Raw genomic sequence first — 14,118 nt, forward strand, 5'->3', positions numbered from 1 at the left:
CGTTATCGTCGCTGATATAGAACGCGGGTGGCGTCTCAGAGCGGTACGTCCACTCATAGCGACCAAGGATCCATTGACCGTCTTTCCAGAGTTCCAAGGTGTCGCCGGCATGAACGGGGGAACCGTCAAGGTAATGGCGGTACCCGTCGACGCCTTCGTAGCGCAATTCGAGCTGGTTGGCTTGGTCAGTCATGGCGGTTCATGTTCGCGCGGTTCAGTTCGCTAATTCAAGTCAGTAGTCCTCGGGCAAGAGGACCGTGGTCACGGAGCGATCACATTCCGTGATGATGTAGAACTTGGTTCCGTTGCGATCGTGATAAGCGGAAAAGAGCCTTCCTTCGTGCGCAAGCGCGCGTTCGTTGCTTTGGCGATCCTCCTCGCAAAGGTCCCCCCAATCGCCGGTATGGTGGCGGGCCATACTGGTGTGCACGTCCTCCGGGTGCAAACTGTCTAAGGCGTTCCGGGTGATCACCGTTTGGCCGAGCGAGAACTTTGCGGTGGCGTTCATGTCTTCGCCTGTACGGGCGACTGCACCTTCTGGGTTGTCGCAATAATCCAGCTATGCGCCCGGTCAAGCACCTTGCTTGCAAGGAGCAGGTCATCCCGGCCGAAACTTGATGAGTTCTTCCAGGTTTGTCCGTCCCTGTAGAGACGGCTCACAGTGACGTTGTACCGAACGCCCTTGTCGGTGTCGTTGGCCCAGATGGCGGCCTTGATTTTGCCCAAGCGTATCTCTTGGACGGGCTTGTCTTTTTCCTTCGTTCGTTTCTTCGTAGTCATTTCCAATTCCTCCGTTGGTTTAGGCTGTTTCAAACGTTGTCGGGATCACCGGACAGCATCCCAATTTCCTGCTCGATGGCCGCGATGATCGCAGCCGCCGTGTCGCGGATTGTCTCCATTCGGGTCAAAAGCACTTCGGGCGTGGCGTCATAGAGAAGCAAGTAATCGGCGGTGTCGGCATGAACTCCGAAGTGGCGGCACACGACGAACGCTGTGGCGTCCGCTTCGGTCTCGCGCACGATTTTGCTTTCCTTTTGGCCTTGCCAGTGAAGCTTCTCATGGGCAAATTCATGCGCCAAGGTGCGGAAGCCTTCGGCGTCTTCAAGGCCGTTGAGGACCGCAATGCGTTCGCCGAAGGATGCGCCGTGGGCGCTGGCGCTACCTGGGACGTGTTCAACCAAGTCCAAGACAGTGCCGGTGCGGCGGACAGCCGCCTGAAGGGCGGGGTAGAGCGAAGCGGCGGCCCCGGAAGCGTGCAGCAACGAGGGCAGCAGCTCGCCTTCAGTTTGAGAAACGTCGAAGACGTAAACCACCTTGAACAAAGTGATCGTGTGGTCTTCCTGGTCCTCGTCTGATTCGGATTCTTGTGTTTGACGGCGCTTTTTAACGGCCATCGGAGCGAGAATCATGATCCCTTTCTCGCCTGGCTTTACGTGACGGCCCAACTGGTTCCAATGGCGCAGGCCCGCGACACGGGTAGCGTTGGGCTTTTGTGCAAGGATCAAAAGAACATTGCGAAACGAGTACTGATGGAACTGGGCGGCGAATTCGAGGTAGCGGAGCAGTTCGCTGGACTTGCCCTGGCGCATTTGCTCCGCAAGCGCGTTCAAGTGTTCATTGAGAACATCCTTTGCCTGACGCACCTTCTCTTGGCGCGTATAAAACGGCGTAGTGGTACCCACATGCAGACCCTCCTCGTGTGGCGATAGTCCGCTGCCCGGACCGTCCAGGCAGCAAAGACGCCGCATGGGAAAGGGCGCTTAGTAACGGGGTGAGCGGTTACGCTCTTGGGCTTCGGCGGGTCGGAGAATGGGCGCTCGGGCGATGAGCGCGCGGCCGGTGAAGCGGTCCGCATACAAAACCACGTCGCCGTCCTGAAGGGGGGCGTCGGGGAACGGAACGGCGTCGAGAATGAACCCGTTCCGGATAAGCAGGCTTGGATTGGGGGCGGAATTCATAGGGGTGGGTAATTCGCCCTTACTTTAGCATACCGCCGCTTTTCGTCAAGTGGGCCATAGGAAGACCCTGCGAAGGCTCTGATCGCCCCTCCTGGGCCATTCTAGGCGGTGTGAATAGTGCGAACCGGGGTAAAGCGGCACCCTCGTCCCGGAAAAGCAGATGGCCAATTGAAAAAGGCTGACTGGAAGTAGTCAGCCTGGGCGGAATGGTCCGGTACGGGGACCGTCAGAGGTCGAAGTCGTCAAGGGTGGCCGCCAAGCCGTCCTCGTCGTCGCCGAGAAGCTGAGCGAGCTCTTCAACGATTTCACTGCGCTCTTGGCTGTCCGGCAAGCCGCTGCCGCTTCTGGGACATGCGGGGCAGTGGAGTACAACCAGGCGATTGTGGCCGAACTTCCACCCCTCTTCGCTCAGCGAAGTCGGGGATTCTTCCGCGAGCTCATGACGTAGGAAATACTGATCCCACGGTTCGCGGCAGTTGCAACAATGAACGTCCATCAGACAAGTCCTCCTTTCCGGTTCAGGCTTGTTGGGTGATGTGCAGAGATCGCGCGGCCGCGCGGTCCCTGCGACACTCAGCAAGATGAGAAATGAGGACTGGTTGACGTGCTGTTGTTACGTTAACAAAGTAGAAAATTGTGTCAAGGCGCGGGCGGGGGAGAATGCCGGCGCCCGCGGCTACCGACTAACGGGGTGTGCCTTTCCGAGCAAAAGAATGCCCCCGCGCGGAGCGGGGGTGTTTCTTTGGCCGTTACGAATCGGATTTGATGTTGAGTACCTGCTCGATGTGGTTAACGCGCTCGAAGAGTTTGTCGATTTCGGATGGTGCCGGCCACTTGGTGACCACGTTGTAGGTGTTGGTCACTGTAGTGCTGATTGTATCGAGCTTCTGGTCCATCCTGGCCAGGCGGTCGTTGGTCAGGTTCTGGTGTTCCTGAAACGCCGTATTGACGATTCGCGCCATGCTCTCTTCCACGGCCTCGACGGCTTTCTTGAGACTTGCATCGAGTTGTTTTTGGGTGAGGGTCATAGGGTCGAATGGTTAGTGAATAAAGGGTAGCACTATTTCGAGGAGCCGGAAAGAGGCGAGCCAGTTGACCCGCCCCATTTCCGTTTGGCTGTTACGACTGCTTTGGTGAGCCGGCTGCCTTGGAGGCTTTTCGCCGTCCCGCCTCGATGCCGTTTTTCCAGGACTCAAGAGCTACCTCTTTGAGTGCCTGGTAGATGATGTCGATCGAAGTATCGGCGTCATTGGCATCGCTGGCCTCGCCGTAGACCGCTTTCGCGCGATTGCGAAGCGTGGCCTGATAGTCCGGTTTGGCTGCTATGGTTTTGTTCTGCATAGGGTTGATTCCTGCTGATTATGAATTAACATGCGCGAGTTCGACCTTCCTCGCTTCGGGCATGGACATCAGTGAGGGGGGAACCCCACCGTCAAGGTGGAGCGTGAAACGACTACCTTGACGGAGAAGGGGGGAGTCCTCGCTACACTGGGAATGCACGCGAGGAAGACGAAGGGGCACAGCGAGCCGACTTCGGAGCAAAGCTCGCCCGTTGGCTCGCCGAAGCCGGTTCGCGGCGCTGGTAACGGGTTGGGAAGGAAAAGGAGCTTCTTCTTCTCAACATGTTGAATCGGTGCTTCGGACTAAGCAAAGCGAAAGTCGGAAGCTCTTAAAACCGCCGCTTTCGGTGACGAGCGAGCGAAGTCACGGTAAGCGGCCAACGCGTATGACAGAGGGTGGAGGTCTTGACAGCTTTCCGGATTGGGTGTTGGGTGAAAGTAATCCCAGACCCAAGAAAGGAGGGCAGAACCATGGGTGATGCCAGTGATATGGCGGACATTGATCGCTTCATGCGATCCGAAGAAGGAAACGAGTACCTTGAAAACATTCGTGCTGGAGTCAAAGGGCGAGTGATCGTTGACGTGAGCTTCGGCAACGAGGTCCATCGTATCTCGACGACGTTGCACCTCGACGACGGAAATGTGTTTGAGGCGCAACAATCCGAACATGAAGTCGATGCGTTGCGCGAGAATTTCCGCGAGGCTATCGAGCGGGAGTATTTCAAAGACTTCCCGGAAAGGAGGCCAAGGTGATCGCGAAGTGTTGGGCCGATAACGACGCTGGCGCGATCTGCCCCGAGTCGGCGACGATGGTTGATCCGGTAAGGGGCTGTACGGTGTGCGAAGAGCACGAGAGAGGAGGTGATGCCCATGGGAACGTGGGTGAACTACCGTAAGCTCCGAGAGAGCCTGAATTTTCGAGACGTGCTCGAATCCTACGGCGTTAAGGTCTCCTATAAGGGCGACCAGGCTACGGCATTTTGTCCGTTGCCTGGACACGAGGACAAGAAGTCAAAGTCGTTTTCGGCGAACATCGCGAAGGGCATCTTCCAGTGCTTCGGGTGTCAGGCACAAGGCAACGTCTTGGAATTCTGCATCCGCATGGAAGGGTTCAACCTGGAAGACAGCCGTGAGTTTCGCCAGGGCGCTGTCAAGGTGCAAGAGCGTTTTGCTCGCAAAGAGGCCGCGCGATCGGTGATGGTTCGGGAAGAGGTGACTGCATCGAGTGTGACGCCAGAGGCGAACGTCAAGCGCGTGGTGAACGCACCGCTTGATTTCGAGCTCAAGGACCTCGATGGAGGTCACGAATACTTGAAAGCTCGTGGCCTGAGTCCGGAGACGATCGAACACTTCGGAATCGGGTACTGTAACCGGGGCATGATGCAGGGCCGGATTGCAATTCCGTTGCACGACAAAGCTGGGCGACTCATCGGATACGTTGGTCGCCTGGTCGATGAAGATGCTGTCGAAGATGAGCATCCGAAGTACTTGCTACCCGGTAAACGGGAAAAGAAAGGCGTTGTCTACGAGTTCGCGAAAGGAGAGTTCGTTTTCAACGGCCACCGCGTTAATGGCCCGGTCCGGGAGCTGGTCGTCGTCGAAGGGTTCTTTGGCGCGATGTGGCTGCATGAGTGCGGCTGTGAGAACGTCGTCGCTCTGATGGGTTCAAGTTGTAGTGAACATCAGGCGGCAATAATCAGTGGCCTTGTGGCACCGGATGGGTGCGTATACGTGATGCCAGATGGTGACGCGGCAGGCGAGAAGTGCGCCGTGAGCGTCTTCGAGATGGTAGGGACATTACGCCCGGTCCGCTGGATACGTTTGGAGTCCGGAGAGGACCCCGACAGTTTGAACTTTGAACAAGTGCGCCGACTTCTCGACGATGACGGCGTATAACAAAAAGAGCGAGCCCAATTAGGGTCCGCTCTCTTTTTTTGTCCAACAACAAGTCTCAGGCCCACGTTGCTCTGTAACCTTCAACCTGCTACCACGGGCCGACTCCGCGGAGCAACGCGTAATCCCGTAGTACGCAACGTCGGCCCTTGCTCAAGGCACTTTTAAGACGGTGCGGCCGGTGAAGCATCGATGTAAATTCATTCTAGCACGGCGGCGAAATCATCGGAAGAGTCTGCTGGTGTGGATACATTGCCAAAGAGCGCCCTCGTGGGCGCTGGTCCGTGCTTTCCAACGGCGTGCCAGTCTTCGTAATCCTTGGGTGTAAGCCATACAGCGCCCAGCGGTTTCGCAACCAGGTCTTTGAACGTGGTGACGTGGGCAAGGGTGCCTATTCGAGCGCCCGCGAGTTTGGCGCAGATGTTGTCTCGGCGCGTGTCGCTATCGGCGGTATCGACGACGAAGAGCACTCGAAACGACCTGTCGGCCTTGGGTGCATCTGGCTTGCCAATACGATGGCCGAAGCCATTCTTGAGGTAGAGCTGATACTTCTCGGTTTTCTGCAAGATGATGTCGAGTTTCTCGCTTCCTCGATGGTCAAACTCGATGTAGAAGTAATGACTCACCGGGGCTTGGCCAGGCGAAGGATGTTCTCGAACATGCAGAAATCCGTCTGGCTTTTGAGCAGAGGTTTTGCCTTTGTATGAGACCTCAAAGACATAGGGGAGCGGCCAGACTCCGAATTCAACTGCTCGCAAGTTCGGGTGGGCATTGATGGCGGATTCGAGAAGAACCTTGAGGTCGTAAAGCTTGAGCTCGTGAGTGAGGTGGCTGGGAGCAATGGGGTCGGTGTATCGGCTTTTCATTTTGCCGTCCCAATCGGCGCGAATGATGGCGGGAATGAGATTGTGCTCGGCGAGCAAATCAACACAGTCTTTCGTAAGGCGGTAGATGACTTTGCAGCTCTCGACGTTCACCTCCTGGCGCTTCAGTAGGTTTGTTTCTGCAAGCTTCGCCAAGCGCCGTTTCGCGGCGGCTTCGCCGGCCGTTCCATCGGGCCAGTGCAAAGCGGCCGCATGCTTGATAGAAATGAAGCGGTTCTCGAAAACGTCTTTGAGAATCGCAAAGTCGCGGTCTGAAAGCAGAACGTCGCGCACCTTGATGGAGATTGGTTTGGGGGATAAAGACGCCATAGGAGATGGGTCTTTTATTGTAGCATCCGTCACCTGAATTGGCTTGTGGACAGGTTCTCCGAGAGCCAGAAATGCGCGTTGGCGCTGCTCTACAAGGGCCGTCGCGTCCTCGACGGGAAGAAACCAGGGCGTAGGCTTGTAGGAAAGTTCTAATTGTCGTTGAAGCTGTTGCGCCGTGGCCTTGGGCGTTTCGACAAAGGGTGTTTGGATAGGTAACGGCTCTTTCTGGCCCAGTAGCTTGACCATAGCTTGGCGCTGTTGCTGGTCGTAGAGGATGGCCATGGTTTGGAGGAGTTGTTCTTCCGGTGTCTCGTAATAGATGGACGTGAGCTGCTCGCCCAGAACGGGAACAAGCACAGGGAATTCCGTTACGCCCTCGGTGTCACTGTCGCTTTCGGTATCAGAGAACGATTCGCCGTAAGAAGCGCTCGTACCATAGGCACTCTGCCAAGCCATACTTTCGGAAGTGAAAAGACGCTGCGGGGAAAAGAGCCCTGTGTTGGGGTCGTATGTTGCACCACTGCTGGAGACCGAAGCGCTTGCGCTGCTGGACCCGTGGCCGCTGCTACTTCCGAAGCTGCTTGAACACCCGGTTGTGTGACTTCGCGAGTGGGCCTTCCAGTATTGAACTTGGTAATCGATGACACTCTTAGTCGTGATTTCCTTCTTCACCTTGTAAGGGTCAAAAGTGTTTATCGAAAGCAAGCGGGCCAGCGGCTCGAGTTCTTGCGGGTCGATGCCTCCGAAAACGATTTTGTTCTGAGCGTTGGTCATTACCGCCGAATAGATGTCGCGGTCCTCTTGCTTGTCGCTGTTTTGCAGTTGCCCTGGGCGTTGGTGAGCAAGGCAAAGTTGAAGCCCAAATTTGAGGGACTGGTCGAGCATATCGGCAATGTCTTTGGTCGCGAATTTCTGAAACTCATCGATGTAGAGGCAGAAACCGCGTTCGGGCCGTTTTCGAGCAAACATTTGGGCAAAGAAGTCGGTCAACAAAAGCGTTCCGAAAAGCTGGGCGTCTTCATCGTAGAAGCGCCCCTTAGAGGAAAGGTCAACGATAAGGACGCCACCGTCGTCCATGAGGCCGGCCAGATCGAGGGATACGCCAGGAACACCATACATGCGACTTAGGCGGGGGTTGTCGACAAATTTGGAGAGGCGACGGGCAACGCCGCCCACCATCATTTCAAATTCGACCGGTCTTTTCTCCGCAAGTTGGGACAGTTGGTCCCACTTGGCCCGTATGCCTGTTTCCGTTTCAGGCAGTTTCTCGATGATGGCTCGGCGTTGTAGATTGCGTTCGACGCCTGGCTCCAAAAGCATGGCTAAGTCGGGCAATGTCAGGCCCAAGGTAACGCCGGTTTGGATGCAAATCTTGAGCCACTGGTCAATGAGCGGCGTATCAAGCGATGAGCTTTGCCCCCAGCATTTGAGAACCGCGTGTTTGAGTGCCTCAATGAGAAAGGCGTTGTCCTCCGGTTGGCGGTTCAACGGATTGTAGATGCAGGTCCAATCGTCTCTGTGAGGAGCGACGTAGTAAAAATTCTTGGGTGGAATTATCCTACGGCTGACATAAGCCAAGACATTTTGGGCCAAGGTGCCGTGGGGGTCGATGAGGCAGAGACCCCGGTGATTGCGAATGTCTTGGCAGACCAAGGACTCGATGAACTTCGATTTACCGGTCCGAGTCGCACCGACAACATGCGTGTGGGAGTCTCTGCGTATTAGCTCGGAGATGGCAAGTGTTCGGTTCGTTCCAACAACGCGCCCGAGTTTGAGCAAGTTACTGGCCATAACGGTCATTTATCTTGTCTTGAAGTCGCTGGCTGATGGCCTCGTGTGCCCGTTCTTTGCTCTGCTCGTCGAGGCCACTGGCGTCTACTTCTTCATGTTGCCTCTGTGCTTCACGTTCCAAGTCTTTCAGTGCCATCGTGGGAGTTGGTTCGGACTTGGGTTCAGGATGGCGCTGCTTCGCTGCGCGAACATCTGCCCGATGCCGTTCTGCGACCGCCTTTCGAGATTGAAGCGTTACCTCATGTTCGGCCTGGGCGAGTTCGTATTGGCGCATCTTCTGTCCGAACTTTTCGTCGATAGCTGCTGCCACCGGGGTAAGGATGCGGTAGAACTCGGCGGTACGAAATATCCAGTAATGAAAAAGGTCGAAGAGGAAAAATAGGGCGAAGATGGTGAGCCAGCTAAACGGAGTAAAGAGAATCGAAAAGCCGGGGTCTTCGACGGCTTTGACCGGAGAAGGGGCATCGACCCCAAAGACCGTGTTGGTGATTTTATTGAGGGCCTTCGTCGAGGTGCTAAGTGGAGAGTTTGGGTCAAGGCTCTGTTGATACAACTCGTAGAGGCCGCGCTGGCGTTCGTAGGCGAAGTCGGGGAAGATGAGCAAGAATGAGAGAAGCACCAGGCAATGAAGGATTGCAGTTCTCATGGCGCTCGACGTGTAAAGAACCTCTATCTTCCCGGATGCCAGATTCTCCACGTCTTGCCTAAGTTCTACCGCAAAACCCATCGCTTAGCCCTCATCATGTGCCATCGTATCCAGTTTCAGTCCGGTGGTGCCTCGGGGGCCTCTAGAGACTCGCCACGAACCTTCTTCCACCATATGATGTAGCCGACGGCCAAGGCGATAAGCACTCCGAGCATGGGGACTATTTGCCCGGATACGACCGAAACGATGACGAAGGAAACCAGCCCGACAATTACGAGAGAGCGGGCTAGCCAACTTGCATAGCGTCCGGGGCCATACCATTTGACTAAAGCCCAGCCAAGGAGAAGATGGAAAGTTCCTATGGCCGAAATCTCGAACGCTTCGTAAGCCCGTGAGGGGTCTTTGAGGTTAAACCAAGGGGTCACGAAGCAAATGATGCCCAACGCGAGAAAAAGAAAGACGAAGCCGCAGTAGAGCCTCCACTTGCGAGAGCGCACGCTCTCAGATGTATTGTCCTCCTTGGCGGGTTTTTCTTCCTCTTGGGTCATGGTAGCCCTTCCGTATGCTCTGCTCCCTTGACAGGGCTTCAGAAATGTCGTTCGATAAAAGTGCCCCTGTTGGTTCAAAGTCTACGTATTCTACGAAAGAGAATACACCCTCGCTTGGCGCAGCGACAAGCTGTGATGGTCACGGCTTGTGGCAAATCGCTGAAGGGAGGTACTCAATGAAGCCTGTTCGTTTGAAGGCCGTTGCGGCCAAAAAAGAAAGTTGGCGAACGCCAAGCCATATGGCCATCGACGAAGAACTCGCCGCGGCGAAAGCGTTGCTCAGTTGGTTAGAAAAAAATTGTCCCCCTCGAGAGGTGAGCGATGCTTGGGACTTGGTGACGAGACTGCGAACGTCTGCCGAAAAGAAACACGCCGCCGCACTTCGCGAGTTGCGAGAAATGAAAGAGTTGGTTGATGGGCTGTACTGGAAGCTGACGGGTAAGCACCTCGATGTCGAATCTAAATCGGCGGGCCGATGCGCCGGAACCCATGGCAACGTGTACGATATCCGACAGCTTTTCCCTCCACGTGAGTGAAAACGTTCTTTGTCCTGGACATGCCCTACCGAGTTCACCATCGGTAGGGCTTTTATTCGCTCAAAATTGCCCCTCTGGAGCGTGGAGCTCCAATATGGGAATTGGGGGGGCGTGATCGGGTGTCTCGATGGCGCTACGGGCAATTCTGAGCGTTTGAAAGGGATGCTTGTCTCCCTTTCTAACAAGTTTTGGTCACCCGAAGGGTGAACTTTTTGCGCGCGGGTTGTCGGGCAGGATTTCTCGCGAAGACAAGCCCGTCAGGGCGTAGGCGGAGCGGTTAGAAATCCGTCGAGCGAAGCGGCCCCGACTTCGCCCGGTCCGCCGAGCACGGGGCCATTCTTGGACCCGCGCGCAGTGCCGGAGCGCACCCGATAGGGTGACGCGGAGCCCCTGCCTGTTCAAGGACGATAGGACTGGTGGTAACAGGCAGGGGGGAGCGGGCGAAGTCGGGGGCGCATGCACCCGACAACCCGCGCGCAACTCGTTTTATTTAAGCCATTTCTGGCTGGTCGTGGGTGTTCCCTTTGGGTAACACCCCCGGGAACACCCCGAAAGGGCCTTTTCAAGGTTCCGAACAGGGTTGTAAATGGCGTCGTGCAATAGCACAAGACCCTCTCGTTGGAGGGGGTCTTTCTGGCAATGTCGGGGCACCGACATTGGTCTATTCTAACTGGACTGTTCCGCCTTCAAGGCGGATTTGAGGGCGGCTATTCGGCGCTCCTTGGTCGTGGTGGAATTGAGGGACTGAAGAACCACGACCATCTTTTCTTCTTCGACGGTGTGAGTCGTCTTCGGTTTTTTAGGGGATGAGTTGTCACGAGGTTTGCCCGTGCGTGCTCGCTCTCGACGTTCCTTGTAAGGAACACCGTTTTGAGCGTCGTGAAGGATGGTCAGCATCTCTTCGGGGGTCTTCTGTTTTGAGATGTGCAAAAGAGCTTCACGCGAGATGTCGGTGCCCCGACATTTCGCCTGGACCTCGGATGGGATTCGGAGCAGACCCAGGGTTTCCGTAACGGTAGACCGGGAGCGGGACATTCGTTCCGCAAGCTGGGCGTCCGTATAGTTGTGATTCGTTTTGAGACGTGAGAACCCTTCGGCCTCCTCGAAGGGGTCAAGATTCTTGCGGTGAAGATTTTCGACCAACTGTAATTCGATGCGACTTTGGTCATCCGGTGTTCGGATAATGCATTTTATGGTCCGGATGCCTGCTCGCTTATGGGCGTGGTAGCGTCGTTCTCCGGCAATAATCATGTACCGGTTTCGGCCAGTCGGGCGAACCACAATCGGGTTGATAAGACCGTGTTGCTTGATGCTTGAAGCAAGCTCGGCAATGTCGCCCAGGTTCTTTCGAGGCTGGTTCGGGTCTGGCTCGATTTGCGAAAGATCGAGCTCTTGTTGTTCGCCTTCCGTTGGTGGCAATGTTTCAACGTCGCCACTTTGTAGGCTCCGTCGAACTGCCTCCATACGGCTTGAGAATTTTGGTTGATTTGCTGTTGCCATAGGTTACGCTGCTAGCCTCCGTAGTCGAAGGAGAACCTGCTTCTTAAGGGCCATCATGTCTTTGGCACCCTTCGAGGATGGCCGGTACTCAAAAACGGAACTTATGTGCTCCGAGTGGCGGGCAAGCCAGCCACAGTGGCGAATCTCGGGCTTATCAACGGAGATACCATCATCTGAAAGACGCTTCACAATGAGCTTTCGGAGTGACTCGGTGGAGATGTCGTTAAGGATGTGGAGAATCTCATAGTCCTGGCGTGGCCGGACTTCATTCAGGAGTTTGTAAAAATTGGGGTAGCGTTGAACCGCTTCCAAGCCGTCAAAGGGAACTACGAGCACGTCGGCCGCATAGACGGCCATTCGCATGATTGGTGACACTTGGTTTGGGCTGTCGGTAACAACGTAATCGAAGGCCGGATTCTCAAGTAGGGCAAGCAAACGAGCAAAGTCGGCCTCATAGCCGCGGCGGTGCTCAAGTTTATAGCCAAGGTGCTCAAGTCCTTCCGCCGTGGGAAGGAACGAAAGGTTATCGATGGGCGTCGGTTGAATAATGTCTTCGAGGGTCTGTGCTCCGTTCAGTGCGGCAATGACCGTTCCTTGCCACTGGACGCCGTCGCCAGCCTGAAGCCGTGCGGTCAACTGGGCTTGTGGGTCCAAATCTGCCAGTAGAACGCGGTTGCCTTCACGGGCAAGAGCAGCAGCGAAATTCATCGCGATGGTGCTCTTGCCACATCCGCCTTTGGCGTTAACGATTGTGATTACTCTCATGCGGCTTGTCCTCCTGTGGAGAAGGATTCTGGATTGACTTCGGCGTCCCACGTCCAAAAGCTGTAGCCGAAGAAATCGGCAAACTGCTTGGATTTGGTCTTGGGCAAATCGTGCTCCTTCAAGAACCTGTCTTTGAGTTCAGCGCTCATGTGCCCCCAGGATTCTATCTCAGCCTTTTTGGCGGCGCGGAAAGCATGAAACTCTTCGAGTGAAGCTGGGTCTTCGCTCTTTAACCGGTCGTGTTCCGCTCGGAGATAGGCGATGTAAGACTTCCAGTTCTTGCGAAGGTGCTCTTCCTTGTTTCGTTCGATTTGCTCCTTGAGCCTACTTGCGCGTTCAGCGACAAGCTGTTTGTAGAACTGCATCCCGTACTTGGATGCTTTCAAGGCGTATGTGAGCGTGGGGTCGATGCCTTTCTTCTCTTGAGTCTCCCTGGCCACATGTCGGCCAAAATCTCGGCCCCACTCCGGAACTCGTGATTCATCGGGCCAGGTTTTGAGTAGCTGGCTGATGAAGCTCTGAGCAAGCGTAATGTCCTTGTCAGATGGCTCCATGATGGGGTCTCCCTCCCATCCTGCCAGCCCGGCGTAGAAATGTGCGGCGAAGGCTTTGGCGAGCTCGGCATCTGCGCCTTCGAGGGCTGATTGGTGAGCGGGCTCATTCCAATCCTCTTCGATAGCCTTGCGCAGTAAACCGGTAGGGTTCTTGCCGGGATTACGAAGCGGCAACCATTCGACCTGCTGACGAATCTGTTGCTCGGGGAAGGCCTCGGCAAGTCGTTCGGCGTCTCGCTGGGCGAAGCCCTGATTTCTCAAAAGTGAAACGATTTCTCTCTCAACAACAGCAGGGGGTTGTTGTTGTTTTATAGAAGTTGTTTTATTTGTTTTCTTAATAGTGTCGGATTTTGAACCGCTTCTAGGTTCGGATTTTGAACCGGTCTCGTACCGGTTTTTGAACTGCTCTCGTACCGGTTTTTGAACCGCTTGAGGCTCAGAGTCTAGTACCGGATTTTGAACCGCTCCCAATGCGGGTCTAGTACCGGATTTTGAACCGCTTTGTCGCAACTGCTTGTTCTGACGAATTTTACCGGCTCCGTCTTCTGAGAGAAGCAGTACACGAAGCTCCGGAAAGAGGTAATTGTTAAGGTCACGCCATTTGGGCGCGTAGATGGTTGACTCGAAGTGCCCGGATGGGGCAAAGAGGCCCTTGTGGGCGCGTTCAATATAGCCTCTGTCGAGAGCACGTTTGAGGCCCTCAAAGGCCTGGGTGCGACTCAGATTCGTGAGCCTTTGTATGTCTGAAATCGACAATGCGGCTTCGAGGCGACGGTAGCCGAACTCGTCTTCCCACCCCACTGTTTGCCGCAAGATGGCTGCGACGACCAGGATGCAGGAAAGGGGCTCTTGCGGTACGACGAGCTCGAAAAAGTCGTTGGGTAGCCAAGTGCGTTGTCCCTTGAAGGGGTTGAAGCCGGAAAAGTCATCAATGTTTCGGGCGTAACGTTGCTGGTGGTCCCACTGGAGACGGTAAGCCGCCGCACGGGGTGAAAGGCCTTTAGCGGCTGCCTGCCCAGGGTCAATACACTCAATCAGATTGAGAGATAAGGCCGTTTGCAGGGTTGCCGGAAGTGCGCCGCGCGAGATTCCGGCACTGGTTTGGAGTTCGTTAAAAGGAAAGATGATTTGAGGGTCTATCGGTTGACCATTTCGGTCGCCGGTCCGGATTTGCCGGTAGAGGATGTACGAAACGAGACGGATTACACCTCGGTCACTGATGTCGCGGAAAACTACATCGAGTAACTGGTTTGGGGTGTAGCAGTAGGGGATAGCAAAAGATGGGAACCCCTCGTAGGGCTTTACGCCCAACGCGAGGGTCTCAATCGACGGCTGAGTTTTTTTCTCGGTCTTTTGCATATCTCACATTTTAATTATAGCACACTATTAAAGTA

17 protein-coding genes are annotated in these 14,118 nt (G+C 55.3%); 3 read left to right on the top strand and 14 right to left on the bottom strand.

All coding sequences use genetic code 11. The features are described from left to right. The 8 genes from K1Y02_13270 to K1Y02_13305 form a co-directional block, all read right to left on the bottom strand. Positions 1 to 193 (bottom strand): hypothetical protein (locus K1Y02_13270; GenBank protein MBX7257327.1); only part of this gene is annotated, 193 nt, incomplete at its 3' end. A 39-nt stretch (positions 194 to 232) separates the two neighbouring features. After that, positions 233 to 508, bottom strand: a complete 276-nt coding sequence (locus tag K1Y02_13275) for a hypothetical protein (GenBank protein MBX7257328.1) — start codon at positions 506 to 508, stop codon at positions 233 to 235. Further along, on the bottom strand, positions 505 to 780 hold the full coding sequence (locus K1Y02_13280; GenBank protein MBX7257329.1) for a hypothetical protein: 276 nt from the start codon (positions 778 to 780) through the stop codon (positions 505 to 507). The genes K1Y02_13275 and K1Y02_13280 overlap by 4 nt, the downstream gene beginning before the upstream one ends. Before the next feature lie 29 nt (positions 781 to 809). Further along, positions 810 to 1,682 (bottom strand): ssDNA-binding domain-containing protein, encoded by an 873-nt coding sequence (locus K1Y02_13285; protein MBX7257330.1) that lies wholly within the window; start codon positions 1,680 to 1,682, stop codon positions 810 to 812. A 78-nt stretch (positions 1,683 to 1,760) separates the two neighbouring features. Then, complete coding sequence (locus K1Y02_13290) at positions 1,761 to 1,958, bottom strand: hypothetical protein (protein ID MBX7257331.1); 198 nt, start codon at positions 1,956 to 1,958, stop codon at positions 1,761 to 1,763. 226 nt (positions 1,959 to 2,184) lie between these two features. After that, on the bottom strand, positions 2,185 to 2,454 hold the full coding sequence (locus tag K1Y02_13295; protein ID MBX7257332.1) for a hypothetical protein: 270 nt from the start codon (positions 2,452 to 2,454) through the stop codon (positions 2,185 to 2,187). 253 nt (positions 2,455 to 2,707) lie between these two features. Beyond that, positions 2,708 to 2,986, bottom strand: a complete 279-nt coding sequence (locus tag K1Y02_13300) for a hypothetical protein (protein ID MBX7257333.1) — start codon at positions 2,984 to 2,986, stop codon at positions 2,708 to 2,710. 91 nt (positions 2,987 to 3,077) lie between these two features. Beyond that, positions 3,078 to 3,299 carry a hypothetical protein gene (locus K1Y02_13305; protein ID MBX7257334.1) on the bottom strand — a complete coding sequence of 74 codons (222 nt, stop codon included), beginning with the start codon at positions 3,297 to 3,299 and terminating at the stop codon, positions 3,078 to 3,080. Positions 3,300 to 3,769: 470 nt separating this feature from the next. On the opposite strand from K1Y02_13305, the gene K1Y02_13310 reads away from it, so the two are divergent. Together K1Y02_13310 and K1Y02_13315 are read left to right on the top strand one after the other, a co-directional pair. Then, positions 3,770 to 4,051 carry a hypothetical protein gene (locus tag K1Y02_13310; GenBank protein MBX7257335.1) on the top strand — a complete coding sequence of 94 codons (282 nt, stop codon included), beginning with the start codon at positions 3,770 to 3,772 and terminating at the stop codon, positions 4,049 to 4,051. A 117-nt stretch (positions 4,052 to 4,168) separates the two neighbouring features. Continuing rightward, positions 4,169 to 5,194, top strand: a complete 1,026-nt coding sequence (locus K1Y02_13315) for a toprim domain-containing protein (GenBank protein MBX7257336.1) — start codon at positions 4,169 to 4,171, stop codon at positions 5,192 to 5,194. Between the two features lie 197 nt (positions 5,195 to 5,391). Here the strand turns inward: K1Y02_13315 and K1Y02_13320 are convergent, their stop codons facing one another. Genes K1Y02_13320 through K1Y02_13330 form a run of 3 tightly spaced genes read right to left on the bottom strand, consistent with a single transcriptional unit; the run spans position 5,392 to position 9,369 of the window. Next, on the bottom strand, positions 5,392 to 8,175 hold the full coding sequence (locus tag K1Y02_13320; protein MBX7257337.1) for a replication-relaxation family protein: 2,784 nt from the start codon (positions 8,173 to 8,175) through the stop codon (positions 5,392 to 5,394). After that, complete coding sequence (locus tag K1Y02_13325) at positions 8,165 to 8,902, bottom strand: hypothetical protein (GenBank protein ID MBX7257338.1); 738 nt, start codon at positions 8,900 to 8,902, stop codon at positions 8,165 to 8,167. The genes K1Y02_13320 and K1Y02_13325 overlap by 11 nt, the downstream gene beginning before the upstream one ends. Before the next feature lie 35 nt (positions 8,903 to 8,937). After that, positions 8,938 to 9,369: a hypothetical protein gene (locus K1Y02_13330; protein ID MBX7257339.1), complete on the bottom strand. Its 432-nt coding sequence runs from the start codon at positions 9,367 to 9,369 to the stop codon at positions 8,938 to 8,940. Between the two features lie 176 nt (positions 9,370 to 9,545). On the opposite strand from K1Y02_13330, the gene K1Y02_13335 reads away from it, so the two are divergent. Next, positions 9,546 to 9,905, top strand: coding sequence for a hypothetical protein (locus tag K1Y02_13335; GenBank protein MBX7257340.1), 360 nt, complete (start codon positions 9,546 to 9,548; stop codon positions 9,903 to 9,905). A gap of 666 nt (positions 9,906 to 10,571) precedes the next feature. Here the strand turns inward: K1Y02_13335 and K1Y02_13340 are convergent. Genes K1Y02_13340 through K1Y02_13350 form a run of 3 tightly spaced genes read right to left on the bottom strand, consistent with a single transcriptional unit; the run spans position 10,572 to position 14,083 of the window. After that, a complete protein-coding gene (locus tag K1Y02_13340) occupies positions 10,572 to 11,405 on the bottom strand; it encodes a ParB/RepB/Spo0J family partition protein (protein MBX7257341.1) in 834 nt (277 codons plus the stop codon). Positions 11,406 to 11,408: 3 nt separating this feature from the next. Then, positions 11,409 to 12,170, bottom strand: coding sequence for a ParA family protein (locus K1Y02_13345; protein MBX7257342.1), 762 nt, complete (start codon positions 12,168 to 12,170; stop codon positions 11,409 to 11,411). After that, complete coding sequence (locus K1Y02_13350) at positions 12,167 to 14,083, bottom strand: hypothetical protein (protein ID MBX7257343.1); 1,917 nt, start codon at positions 14,081 to 14,083, stop codon at positions 12,167 to 12,169. The genes K1Y02_13345 and K1Y02_13350 overlap by 4 nt, the downstream gene beginning before the upstream one ends. Between the last annotated feature and the right edge of the window lie 35 nt (positions 14,084 to 14,118).

Source organism: Candidatus Hydrogenedentota bacterium, from assembly GCA_019695095.1.
Classification (GTDB): Bacteria; Hydrogenedentota; Hydrogenedentia; order Hydrogenedentales; family SLHB01; genus JAIBAQ01.